Source organism: Priestia koreensis, assembly GCF_022646885.1.
Taxonomy (GTDB): Bacteria; Bacillota; Bacilli; order Bacillales; family Bacillaceae_H; genus Bacillus_AG; species Bacillus_AG koreensis_A.
The window spans coordinates 3,013,633-3,028,116 of the sequence record NZ_CP061868.1; the positions used below are offsets into that span (position 1 = coordinate 3,013,633).

Genomic DNA, 14,484 nt, shown 5'->3' on the forward strand with positions numbered 1-14,484 from the left:
TTGAACGTTTTCTCCATCACTTGAGAAAAGACTCCTTCCGCAGAAGGAGTCTTTTTTATTAATCATATTTCGAGCTGAGTACAATATCGCCCTGTGGCAGCTTTCGGTTTGGTTGATTTTCAAGCGTAATCGCAATCGTATCCCACTTCTTTTTCGCTTCCTGTGGTTTTAGCGTATATACCATCACACCGTTTCCTTGGCTGTCCGTTACGAACGAACCTGCTGGCTGAGGTTTATTATCTTTGATCAGCCAAACTTGATAGACTTCATTCCCTTTTAGAGATGAAAGACCTTGTGCTTGAATGACCATGTTTGTGCTGTTGTTCGTCGTGTTGACCATTGAAGCTGTGGCAGTAGCTGGTTTTGTCGACGCTGCCTGCAGGCTTAGAGTTTTGCTAATGGAATCTGTGCTCGTCGCTCTTAGCGGCTCGGCGCTTTCATTTTCTTTGTCCCAATTCACAACGGCATATCCGTTTCCAATCAGTGATAATAGTAAACCGGCTGCTAAAAGAGGCATTAACCACCGCGCCTGTCCTCGTCTTTTTACTGGTCGTGGCTTCTCTACAACGGACGGCTTTTTAACTTCTTCTGAACGATCTACGGACTGAACAGGTTTCTCTTGCTCCTCTGCAAATACGTTCGCTAGTACACGTGCTTTCATGTCAGATGGGGGAGACTTTGGTTCTGCTAAAAAAGCAAGATCACCGACCACTTCTTGAAGCTCCCGAAGCTCTTCTTGACAGCTGTGGCACTCTTTTAAGTGTTGCTCAAATTGCATACGTTCCTCATCAGATAACGCTCCATTAAAGTAGTCAATCACTAAGTGGCAATAATCGTTGTTCATGCATCTCCCCTCCTTCCGTGGTCCGCTACTAGGTACTGTCGTAAATTTTTCAAGGCTAATCGTATCCTTCCTTTTACTGTTCCGAGCGGAATTTGCCGTGATTCCGCAATTTTTTGCTGTGTGAATCCTTTAAAATAAACATAATCAATGACTTCTTGTTGTTCGGTTGAAAGCTGTGATACAGCTCGCTTGATTCGCTCTCGTTCCTCCTGCCACTCTACTTCTCCTTCAACATGCGTGTTTTCGTCCGCTAGTAGATTCAATACTTCCGCATCTTGAAACGGCTGGTCTTTTCGTTTACGAATTAAATCGATGGCTGTGTTTCGAGCAATGGTTAGAATCCACGATGAGAATTTCCCTTTCGTCTCATCGTAAATGCCTCGCCCTTTCCAAAGCTTGATGAATACTTCCTGAACAACTTCCTCTGCTACATCTATGTTACTCGTTAATTTAAACGCAAATGAATACAATATCTTTTCGTATCGATCGTATAACAGTTCGAGCGCGGATTGATCACCATGCTTCACCCTGTCATACAGAACAGCATCGTTCAACTTTTCCATATAATTCTCCTTTTGATCCGTTTGCTGTGATGACTGCTGTCATTATTCTAACGGAAGAAATAGTAAAATGGATCACCAAAACAGCAAAATAGGTATTTTTAACTAACTTATTAACCATACCCGTCTTTTCTCATACTTAATCTTCATTATTTACTTTGCAATGGAATGGAAAGCTTTATACAATGGAAGTAGCGAAAATAAGTAGAGGTGAACCATTATGGAAACAAGCCCTCTCGTTTTATTTGATGGCGTATGTAATTTTTGCAACGGCAGTATTAATTTTATCATTAAGCATGACCAAAAAGGTACATTTCAATTCGCCCCTTTGCAATCGGAAGCGGGAGAACGCACCCTCAAAAGCTTTTCCATTCCCGATCATTATTTAGATAGCCTCGTATACATTGAAAACAATCGCTGTTATGTAAAGTCAACCGCCGCCTTAAAAATTGCACGGCGACTTGACGGAGGATGGAAACTATTTTATGCCGCCATCATTGTCCCAAGGCCCATCCGTGATTATATCTACTCCATTATAGCGAAAAATCGCTACAAGTGGTTTGGAAAACGCGATGCCTGCATGATTCCTACCCCTGATGTTCGAAAGCGATTCTTGAACTAACGTTTGAGAAAAGAAGTTCTCGCTCTTGTTTTTAACACCCTATCATATGTTAGGAATATGATAGCGGCCCAAAGAGCGTTGGTACTGAGGAAGATCTCATGCTTATCCATTATATCAAATAGTCAAATGGTTTACGTGCTTCTTCTACTGAGCCACTCGTAGTCATTAACTGCAAGGAAAATAGGTGTTCAAACATAAAAAAGGAATGAGGAGCAGTGCCTCATTCCTTTTTATTTCTATCCAAGTTTCTTTTGACTTCTGCTGTAAATATCGAACGAAACAGCAATAATTAAGATGCTTCCTTTTACGATCAGCTGCCAGAAGGAATCAATGTTCATGATACTCATTCCGTTATCAAGACTTGCCATTACAAGTCCCCCAATTAGTGCTCCAGGAATGGTTCCAATTCCGCCCATTAAGCTTGTGCCACCGATTACACAAGCCGCAATCGCGTCCAATTCGTACATGTTTCCTGCGCCAACGGTCGCCGCATTTACACGTGCTGTTAAAATTAACCCGGCTACTGCTGCTAATGTGTTACATAGGACAAAGACAAACAAAATGCGTTTTTTGCTGTTAATCCCTGATAAGACCGCCGCTTCTGTATTCCCACCAATGGCGTATACTTGACGACCAAACACCGTGTTTTTAGCGATAAAAGTAAAAACTAGTGCTAACACAATTACAATAATAATTGGAATTGGAATTCCCTGATACTGATTCATCACATAAGCAAAGCCCATGATCAGTACGGCATATCCAATGAGCTTCGCACTCGTTAATCCCATTCCCGCCACTTCAAAGCCATATTTGACCCGTGCTTGACGCTGTCGAATCGTTAAAAATGCCATAATCAGCACCCCGACTGCTGCCATCATATAACCGAACCAAGGAAGGATATATCCTTGACCAATTGCTTTGAAGTCAACCGTTAGCGGTGCTACGGTTTGACTATCTGTAATACCGGTTAAGATTCCCCGGAAAATAAGCATTCCACCAAGCGTTACGATAAAGGCAGGAACGGCCCGGTATGCTACCCACCAGCCCTGCCATAGGCCGATTAATGCTCCTAAAACGATCGTTGCAATAATTACTGGAACGGCGCTCCAATGAAACCATACATTTAAAATAGCCGCAATCCCGCCCGTTAGTCCAACGAGAGAACCAATGGATAGATCAATTTGTCCTGATACGATGACAAGCACCATCCCGATTGCAAGCACGGATGTAACCGACATTTGTAAAAATAGATTTGATAAGTTCCTTGGCGTTAAAAATGTTTCATTCATAATGGCAAAGAAGACCCAAATGACGATGAGTGCTCCAATCATGGAATAAGCACGCATGTCGAATTGAAAGCTTACTTTTCGTTTTCCCGCTCCCGGTTTGACCTCAAGATCTGTTACACGTCCAGCCTCCATTTTATACTCCTCCTGTCGCAGCTTTCATAATATTTTCCTGCGTTGCTTCTTTAATCGGTAGCGTCGCCGCAAGTCTTCCCTCACATAGGACGGCCACACGGTGACTCATTCCTAAAATTTCAGGAAGCTCCGAGGAAATCATAATAATTGCGACCCCCTCATTTAAAAGCTCATGCATAATTTGATAGATTTCCAGCTTGGCTCCAATATCAATTCCACGAGTTGGTTCATCCAAAATTAACACCTTTGGATTTGTCATCAGCCACTTTCCGATGACAACCTTTTGCTGATTTCCACCGCTAAGCGTTCCGACGACGGTTTCAACCGACTTTGCTTTAATACGAAGCTTTCGTAAATAATCGGTTCCGTAGCGTACTTCTTCGTTTTGGTTAATGGAGCCGAATGACGTAATCGCTTTTAAGCTCGGAAGCGTAACATTCTTTTTAATGTCCATATTTAGGACGAGGCCATATTTTTTACGATCCTCTGACACAAGTGCAATCCCTTTTCGAATCGCTCCTTGAGTCGTTTTGATGCGCGCATACTCACCTTCAATGTACACGTCACCCTCTGTTTTTCCACCGTAGGCCCCGAATAAGCTCATCGCAAGCTCCGTGCGTCCTGACCCCATGAGACCCGCAATACCAAGGATTTCTCCCTTACGAACTTCAAGTGACACGTTGTTTATCACCTTTTTATGATGAAAATCGGGATGATACACGCTGTAGTCTTTAAGCGATAAAACGACTTCCTTAGGATTAAACTGAATGTCTGGATAACGATTGGTCATTTCCCTTCCGACCATGTATGCAATTACCTGGTCTTCCGTAATCGCACTCGTTTTATAAGTACCAATTGTCTTTCCATCTCGTAGAATCGTAATATGATCCGCAATATCAAATACTTCATTTAATTTGTGAGAGATGTAAATACACGTCACGCCTTGGTTACGAAACTCTTTTAAAATGGATAAAAGAATGTCTACCTCCTGCTCGGTTAGGGCAGCGGTCGGTTCATCTAAAATGAGAATTTTAGCATTCTTTGAGAGTGCCTTCGCGATCTCAATTAACTGCTGCTGTCCAATTCCTAGTGTTCCTGTAATCGTTTCAGGACTTACTCCTTTTAATCCTACTCGACTAAGCCATTTTTCGGTTTCGCGGTACATTTCATGACGATTAATCACCCCGAAGCGAGCGGGTTCATTTCCTAAAATTAAGTTTTCAGCAACCGTCATATGCTTCACGAGAGCAAGCTCTTGATAAATAATCGCGATCCCCGCATGCTCGGCATCTTTGATCGTTTTAAACATCTGCTCTCCGTGCTCCATCATAATCTTTCCTTCGTACGATCCGTGTGCATATAATCCACTTAACACCTTCATAAGCGTTGATTTTCCGGCTCCGTTTTCTCCGCACAGCGCGTGTATTTCTCCTCTTTGTACAGAAAAAGAAACGTTATCAAGTGCCTTTACACCTGGAAACTCCTTGACGATTCCTTCCATCTCAAGAACAGTCATATGTCTTCTCCTTTCAGCGTTCAAATAGAAAGCGACTCCGTTAGAGGCGGCTTAATCCCCTCCACTGAGTCGCCCTTTGTGCTACGCTTATTTGTATACGTCCTCTTTTTTATGGAAGCCATCTTTAATGATTGTGTCATCAAGATTTTCCTTCGTTACTGCTACTGGATCAAGCAAGATAGAAGGAACATCAATTTTCCCGTTGTTAACTTTATCATCCGTTGTTACATCTTCATCTTTTGCCATTTTCACTGCAGCATCTGCTACCGTTTCAGCGATTAATTTAATTGGTTTGTACACAGTCATCGTTTGTGTTCCATCTACAAGACGGCGAACCGCTGCTAATTCCGCATCTTGCCCTGAAACTGGCACTTTTCCGTCTAATTTTTGTGCCGCTAGTGCCTGAATAACACCGCCTGCTGTTCCATCATTTGCTGCTACAACTGCGTCTACTTTGTTTTTATTTGCCGTTAACGCATTTTCCATGTTTGTTAACGCATTTGCTGGATCCCACTCATCTGTCCATTGATCGTACACAACTTTAATATCACCTTTATCAATTAACGGTTGAAGAACGTTCATTTGTCCTTGTTTAAATAAGTGAGCGTTATTATCTGTGTCTGCTCCTTCAATCAGTACATAATTTCCTTTTGGTTTAAGCTCTGTAATTGCTTTTGCCTGCATCTCTCCTACACGTTCGTTATCGAAGGATACATATAAATCAACATCGGAATTTTTAATTAAGCGGTCATATGAAATAACTTTAATGCCTTCTTTATGCGCCATCTCAACGATGGAAGCTGCTACTTCTGCATTATGTGGTACGACAACTAATACATCGACACCTTGGCTAATTAAATTTTCTGCCTGTGAAATTTGCTTCGCATCGTCTCCGTTCGCTGCTTGCACGTTTACCGTTGCACCAAGTGACTCTGCTTTTTCTACAAACAGGTCACGGTCTTTTTGCCAGCGCTCTTCTTCAAGCGTATCCATTGAGAATCCAATGACTAACTTGCCATTCTTTTTCCCACCGCTTGGCTTGCTACTGTCTTCAGGCTTTGTTGCTCCTGAGCTACATGCAACAAGTGAGAAAACTAATACTAATAATGCCCCCAGCATCCCCAATTTTTTCAACATTTTCTCCTACAACCCCTTTTGTCTATCTGATTTTAACTACACCTTAACTGTACCTTACACGCCCCATCTTTTTGAAAGCGTTCTCCTTCACTTTTTTACAATGACTAGCACATTTTTAAAGCGCTTACATAATCATTGTGATTTAAGAAGCTGTTCGCGGTATTGAGACGGCGACATTTTACACACCTTTTTAAACACACGGCTGAAATAGTTGGGGTCCGTATATCCGATATCAATGGCGATTTCCTTCACGCTTTGATCCGTTTTACGCATCAGCTCTTTTGCTTTCTCGATTCGAAACTTCGTTAAGTAATCAATGTAACTAATTTGAAAGCTATCTTTAAAAATTTTACTTAAATAATGAGGCGTTAGATCAAACTTATCAGCCATCGTTTCTAGTGAAATCATCGTATGATAATGCTCTTGAATATAGTGCTTCATTCGCTGTGCAATATCGTGCTCTTGTTGCTGATTCAAAATATGATGTGATTGTGTGAGTAAATCCATAAGGTGTGAAGCCTCCCGTGCAATTTGTTCGTAGCTCATTCCAGTTAACACGATCGGCGCCGTAAAAGGATAGCCGATTTCCGACATGTAACGCTTCATTGCCATCATCGTACTGCAAATACGCTGCTGTGTTTCCAAAATCGAGCATGCGTGCTTTCGGCAAAGCGAAATGGCCTCTTCAATTAACTGCTTGCTATCACTCCATTGATTATCTTTCATTTTTTCAAACATTTGCTTCTCGATATTGGCATAAAGATCGTCAAATACCGATTCTTCTTCTTTTATGTCCTGATAAAAATGATATTTTTTAGAAGGGTAATTTCGGACTGAGCTCCTAATTGCTTCATGATACGAATGATGAATATCGTGAAGCGATACGTACGGATTGCCAATTCCGACCGATAGCTCTCCTTTTACACCATCAATGAGTTTTTTCGCAGTAGCAAGGGCATTCGAGCGAAAGCTTCCTTCCTCAATAAAAATAATGAGCGGAATTTGACGATTTGAAAGGGCACCGATCCATCCTTTTGCATGCAGATAAAACGTTTCTTTTACCTTTTTATAAAGCTTATACTGCTCATCAGACGCATCTTCTGAGAGGGTAAGCAAACAAACAAAGGCATTGGTCGTTGTTGAAACTTCTAATAGATCAAGCATTTCCTCGAGATGAACGTCATGAACTTGGTCAAAAAGAAGCTGCGATACAAGGTCGGTTTCCATAATCGGAAGCATTTTCTTTAACTTATTCGATACTTTTTCTTGTTCTTTCTGAGCGTGATTAGCGACAAGAATTTCATCAATCACTCCTTGAAGGGTTTCAACAATTACGTCTGGTTTGCTCGGCTTCAGCAAATAATCTTTCACACCTAAGCGAATCGCACTTTGCGCATAATCAAATGTGTCATAGGACGAAACGATAACCATGCGGGCATTCGTCACGTCTTCCTTAATTTTTTTAATGGCTTCTAATCCATTAATTCCTGGCATTTTAATATCCATCAAAATTAAATCGGGTTTGTAGCGTATCGCAAACTCGATTGCCTCACGACCGTTTTCAGCACTTGCGATGACGCTTGTATTTGGAAGGTTGCGTTCAATAATTTTTTGAAGCGCAATACGTTCGATTTCTTCATCATCTACGATTAAAATTGTAATCATGTCATCTCATCCTTTCGTTCAAATGGCAATAGAAGACTAACCGTTGTGCCCTCATTTTTACGACTAGAAACAGAGAAAATATCATGTTTTCCGTAGAATAGCGACAGTCGTTTCACGACATTTTTTAACCCGATTCCCGTCGAGTTCTCGTTTTGGGGTCGATCAAACTCATAGTTTTGCAACAGCTGCTCTTGTTCCTCACTCATACCTGCCCCGTCATCTTTTACTTGAATGAGAATTCCTTCTTCTAGACGATTGACGCCGATAAAAATCGTTCCCCCTTTTTCGTAGGGTTCGATTCCATGATTAAAGGCATTTTCCACAATGGGCTGTAGCACAAAATGCGGCATTTTAAAGTCTAGGCAATCTGGTGAAATCTGCAGAAAAAACGTAATTCGATTCGTAAACCGCGCTTTTAAAATCGTTAAATAATCGTTTATAAGTTCCATTTCTTCCTTTAACGTCACCGGCGTATTCACCTTTTTCAAGTTGTAGCGAAGTAAATTCGCGACAGTTGTAATTAAATCACTCGTTTCATATGACTCTTCTAAATACGCTTTTTTCGCTAACGTATTGAGCGTATTGTACAGGAAATGAGGGTTAATCTGATGCTGTAGTCTCTTGAGCTCGCTTTCTTTTAATAGCAGCTGATACTCCTGCAATTCTTTTTCCACCTGTGCTTTTTGACGGATTTCTTCAATTAGCGTACGGATGTTTTGCCTCATATGCTCAAACGTTTTAGCTAGAAAGAACACTTCGTCATTAGAGGTAATATGAATGGGCCGGTCAAACAGTCCAGACGACAATTCCTTTGCTGCCATCGTTAATTCATTAATCGAGCGCGTGATGCCTTTTGAAAACATATAGGAAAAGCCAATTAATATGAGAAACACCCCTCCGAGCGTCCAGATCCCGAGGCTTTGAAGCTTTCGACTTACATCGATCACAGACAAATAAAATTGCTTTTGAAAGGTAATTTCCTTTTTCATAAGTGTAAGCGTGGTGTTCGCTACGTACTGGGAGATTTTCGTCGCTTCGTTATACTGATACGTCATCTCCTCAAGCTGCCCGAGCTTGAACGCTCGCAAAGATAAATCCATCGCTTCCACCTGGCTAGAAATCATATTTGTATAATTCATCAGCACCGCTTGATTGTCTTCATTTTTTAAAGACGTGAGTTTTTTTCTCATTCCCGTTAGCTGCTGACGTTCTTTTTTGTAATCATCATTATATTTTTCACCTTGATTATTTAGCACATTACTTAAGTACAACAGAGACTGTTCACTTCTTGCGGACGTTTGGTGTAAAAGAAGATATCGCTCCAAAATTTCATTGTACTGTGCGTTTGTTTTTTGATTAAAATAGCCGATCACTGCCCAAAAGGAGCCCATGATCAGTAAAATCGTAATCGAAAGCAAAATAATTTTGCGCTGTATCGTCATCATGTTAGTTTCCTCCTATTTCAGAGGAGATGACGTGCATATTTGTGTAGGAATGAGTTGGTAACGGCAATTGTTTTCCTTCGAGCCACGCGGACAATTGCTGAACGCTTTTTAACCCGATGTGGTGTAAATCATGTTCCACGCTTTCAATGATGGCACGTCGTCTCATTAAATTTGCAACTTCTTCCGTATAGTCGAAGGAATAAATCGCATAATTTTCAACCGTTGAGCGATGTTCAATAGACGAAACAATCCCTGAGCTATCGTTCTGCCCTAATCCAATAAAAGCGGACAGATCAGGATGTTCATTTAATAACAGATCGGTTTGCTGACTCGCATTTCGACTCATGACCTGATCTTGGGATAGTTCAATAAGGTGAATGTTCGGATAGAGCTTCAGGGCCTGCTTTATCCCCGCTAACCTCAACTCTTGCAGAGACAGGAAATTGCTGTCCTTTACGACCCCAATGTTCCCTGTACCATGTAAATAAGCGGCGATGTCTTTTCCCACCTTCACACCTGACTGAATATGATCTGTGCCTATATATGACTTTCGTAAACTTGTTGGAATGTCATTAATAACCGTAAAAACGGGAATCCCACTGACCGTCGCTTTATTAGCCATCTCCGTTATATGTGAGTCGTTGATTGGTAGCAAAATAATACCGTCTACTCGGGAAGCAATCGCCATGTTCATCGCCTCCTGCATCTCTTCTGCGTTCATACGGTTCGAACCACTTACTTCAATGCTAATATGCTCCTTTTTCGCTTCACTTTTCACCGCGTTAATGAGCGGATTCCAGTATGGATTTCCAAGCTCAGGTGAAATGAACATAATGCGATACTTATATGGTGTTGGCAACGCCTGCACCCGAATGTCTGCTGCCGAATAAATCGAATACATCGAAAGAATAATTCCTAAAGCCAAACTTCCTCCAAGTAACCATCCAAACTTTCTCATCTTCCCCATCCCTTTTGTTGTAGTTCAAACATCCTATAAATTCTACTCCTGGATAGGAATCCCTTTTCCCTTTATTTGTAAAGTGTCGTTTTTCAGCGAAAATGGGGGTAAGAACATAAAAAAAGGCTACTTAACGTAACCTTTTTTAGTACAAGCATTTTTAGTTATTTTTGACTTTAAGAGCCTTAATTACTTCTTTTGTTGCCTCAGCAATAAGCTCGTCGTTATAATCAGCATCTTTTTTATCACGACTTGAAAGTACAGCAAGAACGATAGGGTCTCCTTTTGGTGGCCAAATGATCGCAATGTTATTTCGTGTACCATATGATCCTGATCCAGTCTTATCAGCAACTTCCCAATCTTTCGGCACTCCAGCACGAATCAACGTATCTCCAGTAGTATTTCTCTTCATCCAATCTATTAAAAGTGCACGTTTCTCAGTTGGAAGTGCATCTCCCAGTGTAAAAGCCTGAAGACTAGTAGCAAGCGCTCTTGGTGTACTCGTATCCTGAGTTTCACCTGGATTAACTTCATTTAAATCAGGTTCAAATCGCTCAGGGTTGGTAACATTATCACCAATTCCCTCCAATGCTTTCTTAAATCCAGTTGGTCCCCCTAATTGTTTAAGGATAAGGTTTCCAGCAGTATTGTCACTGTATCGAAGAGAAGCATCGGCAAGCTCCTTAAGAGTCATCCCCGTATCAACATGCTTTTCTGTAATCGGATTATAATTAACAAGATCCTCACGTGTATAGGTAATTCTTTGATTAAGGCCTTCTATTGATTTCTGTTGTAAAAGTGCTCCTACAGCTAGAGCTTTATGAGTAGATGTATAAGCAAAACGCTCGTCTGGATGATAAGTTACTGTTTGGTTTGTACCAGTATCCAACGCATAGACACCCATTTTAGCATCAAATTTTTCTTCAAGCTTGGCAAAATCATGATTATAGGTAGTTTCCTCTTTTTTTGGTTTCGTTGATTCAACATGAACGTTATTGTTTGAACAGCCTACAAGCGTTGCACATGAAAAAAATAATACAGGCACAATTTTTCTAAATGCGGAAGTCCTCAAAATGCTACTCATTGATTTCATTAAAATGTACCCTCTTTCTAAAAAATAGTTATGATGTATTCTCCTGAGATAGCAGTGGAATCTTTAACTCCTGCATCCTCAAACTGGAAAAGGTGGGAGTGAAAATAATATATAAAAAAATAGTGGATAATCTACGTTACATTAAACATAGTATCCACTATTCATCATAGTCTAGTTAGGTTAAATCTGTCCAAGCTCTTTCCTTAATTTCCTCTAGCTTTTTTATTCGTTGCGGCGATGGCTTCATCGATAATAGTAGCAAAATCGTGATTCTGAAGCACCTTCAGCCCTTCTGCCGTCGCTCCACCAGGCGTTGTCACCTGCTCACGAAGATCAGATGGTTCTGTACCGCCTTTTAACATCGCCACAGATCCGTATAGCATCTGCACGACTAATTGTTTCGCTGTTTCATCATCAATGTTGAATTTCTTCGTTACATCGATTAGGCTTTCGGCAAAATAGTAAAGAAAAGCTGGTGCACTTCCCGTTACTGCGGTTAAGTTATGTACTTCTTCTTCCGTACATTTTTGTGCTTCTCCCATGCCTTTTAAAATCATCTCAAGTACTTCTTCATGCTCATCAGTTACGTGCTGTCCGACCGCATATAGAGACATTGACTCACCAATCGTAGCAGCTGTATTCGGCATAATCCATGCTGCTGGCGTGTTGGTAGGAAGATGTGCTTCTAAGTACGAAGGCCCGATTCCTGCAGCGACCGTTACTACTAGCTGACCGGATGTACGAGCTGCTAATTCTTTGAGAAGCGGCTCGTGAGCCTGTGGAGGCATCGCAAGCACAATTACGTTAGAGTGTGCAACAGCGCTTTTCCAGTCTGCCGTTACCTCAATGTCATACGTTGACTTCAAATAGTCAAGACGTGCCTCATCGCTTCGATTTGATACCGTAATGCTCTCGATGTGTTCCTTACTCATTGTAAGGAGGCCAGAAAAAATAGCCTCAGCCATTCTTCCTGCCCCAATGAATAAAATACGCTGTTTGTTCATATAGTCGTCTCCTCTGTGATCACGAAAATTTGTATGTCCAAAACTCTTCGTTTTTCAACAGACGAGCGGCTTGTGGATCTGTTTCAATTTTTGTAAGGTCCATGTTACCCATCATTCCTTCTGTTTGAGAACGATGTGCTTTAATAGCCTCAATTTTAATTTCTTTTACCGGTGATACGTCAATTCGCACATCAGGATGTCCGATATGTTCAATACGATCACGAGAAAACGCATGACACCAAACGACTGGGCGATCTTCTTCCTTCATGCTCGCAACCGCGCGAAGCGTCGCTGCACCTGTCGCGTTATGGTCAGGGTGAACCGCATATCCAGGGTAGTGTGTAATGATAAGCGTTGGTTTAACCTCATCGATAATCGCTTTAATTTTCCCTGAAAATTCATCTTCATCAAGAAACTCTAGCGTTTTATCGCGTAAACCAAGCATACGAAGCTCATCTAATTGAAGCACTTTGCTTACTTCTTGTAATTCGTGTTTACGGATTTTTGGGAGCGTTTCGCGGTTTGCAAATAGAGGTCTTCCCATGTTGCGCCCCATTTCTCCAAGTGTAATACATGCATATGTGACTGAAGCGCCGCGCTGTTTAGCTAGCGCAATTGTTCCTGCTGCTCCGAATGCCTCATCATCGGGATGAGGGAATACAACTAAAATACGTTCTTCCATTGTGATTACTCTCCTTCCTTACGCGAATGGCGTATGACTTAACTGTAGGGCAATTGCTAGACGGCCGTCGAAGTCGTGACCTGCCATTAATAGGCGGCCTTCCTCATCGATTTCCCAATCTGTAAGGCCTTCAGCATAAATCCATCCATCATTCATTTCCAAACCTACGCGGTAAGGACGATCTCCTGTAATTTTACCTTGTTTGATTTGCACCTTTCCGTTTCGGATAAAGGCCCCAACTGTCATTACTTTATCGTTAAAATGTGACGCATATGCACCATTTGTTGTTTCTAAGTGCACGTACACATCATCAGTAAAATAGTTTGTGAGTTGCTCTTGTAGTTTAACTTTATCTATCGGTTTCAAGCTTACTAGCTCCCTTCCATGTTCACTTATAGAGTATTGTACTAAAAAGTTTTACGGAATGATAATGTTTAGCTCGACTTTTTTTAATTGCTCATTCCAAGCAATAGGGTTAAGCTCAAATGAGAGCGTTTCAAACGAGCGTTCTGTGATCTCCGGAATATCCACAATAATTTGCGCGAGTTCTCTGCTCAAAAAGGCGAATTCCTTTCCTTCTGTTAGCTTCTTTTTGTAGCGATTAAAGCGGGTATCGAGCTTGTCAACGTCCTCATAAATTCCTTCTAGCGTCTTATATTCCTGAATGAGCGGAAGCGCCGCTTTTTCTCCCACACCAGGAACACCTGGAATGTTATCAGATCGATCTCCAAGCAGCGACTTTACATCCACCCATTGAGTTGGTGAAATGCCATATTCGGCTTCAAAATCTGCTTTTGTATACACTTTATCGCCACGTTTTGGAACAGCGATGATTTGAGAGACGTTTTCATCAATTAATTGAAAAAGGTCTTTGTCATTGCTGTAAATAAAACAGTCGCTATTTTGTTCCCTCGACCATTTTGTTGCGAGCGCTCCTAGTAAGTCATCGGCTTCATAAGGTGGAAGCGCAAGCTGTGAAACCCCAATCTCACGGAAGATGTGGGTAAGGGCCTCGTACTGCTCAATGAGAGGACTCGGAAGCTCATTTCTTGTATCTTTGTATCCATCAAAAAGCTGCTTTCGTGACGTATCTTCGCGCTTGACGTCCCAAGCCACTAGTAAATGAGTTGGACGGTATGTATGAATAAGATCTAACAGCTTTCGAAATACAACGGGCAAAGCGCTGATACATAGTCCTTCGCTATTACGGCGGAGCTGCTCCTCATCTCTTCCGTAGGATGTTGCAAAATAGCACCTGCTTAATAAGTTAAATCCATCAATTAACAACAATTTATTCATCGTATCTATTCCTCTCTGTCATGCATCTTTTATCTTTTTCATTAGGGCAAAATAGCTTATCCACTATATCATTTTCTAATTTTTAACGTCAATTTCTTCTGATGCTTTTTACCCCTCACAGAGATAGATGGAAATCGTCACTTTACCCCAGAGCGCTGCAAATTGATGTTTGGTATGTACTATTTATTAGGCATTGTTGTCAGAGCACTTCACATGTTTAACGATTTTTCGCAAATGG

Annotated in this window: 14 protein-coding genes; 1 reads left to right on the plus strand and 13 read right to left on the minus strand. The window is 41.3% G+C overall.

The features are described 5' to 3' along the window. Positions 1-58: 58 nt before the first annotated feature. Together IE339_RS15905 and IE339_RS15910 are read right to left on the minus strand one after the other, a co-directional pair. Positions 59-844 (minus strand): anti-sigma factor, encoded by a 786-nt coding sequence (locus tag IE339_RS15905; RefSeq protein WP_242169109.1) that lies wholly within the window; start codon positions 842-844, stop codon positions 59-61. Next, positions 841-1,407, minus strand: coding sequence for an RNA polymerase sigma factor (locus tag IE339_RS15910; protein WP_242169111.1), 567 nt, complete (start codon positions 1,405-1,407; stop codon positions 841-843). The genes IE339_RS15905 and IE339_RS15910 overlap by 4 nt, the downstream gene beginning before the upstream one ends. Positions 1,408-1,624: 217 nt before the next feature. Between IE339_RS15910 and IE339_RS15915 the strand changes: the two genes are divergently transcribed. Continuing rightward, entirely contained in the window at positions 1,625-2,026 is a 402-nt protein-coding gene (locus tag IE339_RS15915; RefSeq protein WP_242169113.1) for a thiol-disulfide oxidoreductase DCC family protein, read from the plus strand. A gap of 236 nt (positions 2,027-2,262) precedes the next feature. Here IE339_RS15915 and IE339_RS15920 read toward each other — a convergent pair whose 3' ends face one another. The 11 genes from IE339_RS15920 to IE339_RS15970 all read right to left on the minus strand — a co-directional run bounded on the left by IE339_RS15920 (position 2,263) and on the right by IE339_RS15970 (position 14,246). After that, positions 2,263-3,447 carry a sugar ABC transporter permease gene (locus tag IE339_RS15920; RefSeq protein ID WP_242169115.1) on the minus strand — a complete coding sequence of 395 codons (1,185 nt, stop codon included), beginning with the start codon at positions 3,445-3,447 and terminating at the stop codon, positions 2,263-2,265. Between the two features lies 1 nt (position 3,448). Next, positions 3,449-4,963, minus strand: a complete 1,515-nt coding sequence (locus tag IE339_RS15925; protein WP_242169117.1) for a xylose ABC transporter ATP-binding protein — start codon at positions 4,961-4,963, stop codon at positions 3,449-3,451. An 87-nt stretch (positions 4,964-5,050) separates the two neighbouring features. After that, positions 5,051-6,100, minus strand: a complete 1,050-nt coding sequence (xylF, locus tag IE339_RS15930; RefSeq protein ID WP_242169119.1) for a D-xylose ABC transporter substrate-binding protein — start codon at positions 6,098-6,100, stop codon at positions 5,051-5,053. 132 nt (positions 6,101-6,232) lie between these two features. Beyond that, the gene (locus IE339_RS15935; protein ID WP_242169122.1) at positions 6,233-7,765 is read right to left on the minus strand and encodes a response regulator; all 1,533 of its coding nucleotides are present in this window, start codon (positions 7,763-7,765) and stop codon (positions 6,233-6,235) included. Next, positions 7,762-9,210 (minus strand): sensor histidine kinase, encoded by a 1,449-nt coding sequence (locus tag IE339_RS15940; protein WP_242169125.1) that lies wholly within the window; start codon positions 9,208-9,210, stop codon positions 7,762-7,764. Before IE339_RS15940 ends, IE339_RS15935 begins: the two co-directional genes overlap by 4 nt. 1 nt (position 9,211) lies before the next feature. After that, a complete protein-coding gene (locus tag IE339_RS15945) occupies positions 9,212-10,168 on the minus strand; it encodes a sugar ABC transporter substrate-binding protein (RefSeq protein WP_242169126.1) in 957 nt (318 codons plus the stop codon). Between the two features lie 160 nt (positions 10,169-10,328). Continuing rightward, positions 10,329-11,261, minus strand: coding sequence for a class A beta-lactamase (gene bla / locus IE339_RS15950; RefSeq protein ID WP_242169128.1), 933 nt, complete (start codon positions 11,259-11,261; stop codon positions 10,329-10,331). 203 nt (positions 11,262-11,464) lie between these two features. Then, positions 11,465-12,265 (minus strand): pyrroline-5-carboxylate reductase, encoded by an 801-nt coding sequence (proC, locus tag IE339_RS15955; protein ID WP_242169130.1) that lies wholly within the window; start codon positions 12,263-12,265, stop codon positions 11,465-11,467. Between the two features lie 19 nt (positions 12,266-12,284). After that, a complete protein-coding gene (gene bshB2, locus IE339_RS15960) occupies positions 12,285-12,947 on the minus strand; it encodes a bacillithiol biosynthesis deacetylase BshB2 (RefSeq protein WP_053401425.1) in 663 nt (220 codons plus the stop codon). An 18-nt stretch (positions 12,948-12,965) separates the two neighbouring features. Then, positions 12,966-13,313: a YojF family protein gene (locus IE339_RS15965; RefSeq protein WP_053401426.1), complete on the minus strand. Its 348-nt coding sequence runs from the start codon at positions 13,311-13,313 to the stop codon at positions 12,966-12,968. Between the two features lie 51 nt (positions 13,314-13,364). Further along, on the minus strand, positions 13,365-14,246 hold the full coding sequence (locus IE339_RS15970) for a 5'-3' exonuclease (protein WP_242169132.1): 882 nt from the start codon (positions 14,244-14,246) through the stop codon (positions 13,365-13,367). Between the last annotated feature and the right edge of the window lie 238 nt (positions 14,247-14,484).

What these genes read in the sequence shown, in the direction of transcription:
- IE339_RS15905 (WP_242169109.1), bottom strand. Translation starts at nt 844, where the DNA reads ATGAACAACGATTATTGCCACTTAGTGATTGACTACTTTAATGGAGCG.
- proC (WP_242169130.1), bottom strand. Translation starts at nt 12,265, where the DNA reads ATGAACAAACAGCGTATTTTATTCATTGGGGCAGGAAGAATGGCTGAG.
- IE339_RS15920 (WP_242169115.1), bottom strand. Translation starts at nt 3,447, where the DNA reads ATGGAGGCTGGACGTGTAACAGATCTTGAGGTCAAACCGGGAGCGGGA.
- IE339_RS15925 (WP_242169117.1), bottom strand. Translation starts at nt 4,963, where the DNA reads ATGACTGTTCTTGAGATGGAAGGAATCGTCAAGGAGTTTCCAGGTGTA.
- IE339_RS15945 (WP_242169126.1), bottom strand. Translation starts at nt 10,168, where the DNA reads ATGAGAAAGTTTGGATGGTTACTTGGAGGAAGTTTGGCTTTAGGAATT.
- IE339_RS15935 (WP_242169122.1), bottom strand. Translation starts at nt 7,765, where the DNA reads ATGATTACAATTTTAATCGTAGATGATGAAGAAATCGAACGTATTGCG.
- bshB2 (WP_053401425.1), bottom strand. Translation starts at nt 12,947, where the DNA reads ATGGAAGAACGTATTTTAGTTGTATTCCCTCATCCCGATGATGAGGCA.
- IE339_RS15910 (WP_242169111.1), bottom strand. Translation starts at nt 1,407, where the DNA reads ATGGAAAAGTTGAACGATGCTGTTCTGTATGACAGGGTGAAGCATGGT.
- bla (WP_242169128.1), bottom strand. Translation starts at nt 11,261, where the DNA reads ATGAAATCAATGAGTAGCATTTTGAGGACTTCCGCATTTAGAAAAATT.
- IE339_RS15940 (WP_242169125.1), bottom strand. Translation starts at nt 9,210, where the DNA reads ATGATGACGATACAGCGCAAAATTATTTTGCTTTCGATTACGATTTTA.
- xylF (WP_242169119.1), bottom strand. Translation starts at nt 6,100, where the DNA reads ATGTTGAAAAAATTGGGGATGCTGGGGGCATTATTAGTATTAGTTTTC.
- IE339_RS15915 (WP_242169113.1), top strand. Translation starts at nt 1,625, where the DNA reads ATGGAAACAAGCCCTCTCGTTTTATTTGATGGCGTATGTAATTTTTGC.
- IE339_RS15970 (WP_242169132.1), bottom strand. Translation starts at nt 14,246, where the DNA reads ATGAATAAATTGTTGTTAATTGATGGATTTAACTTATTAAGCAGGTGC.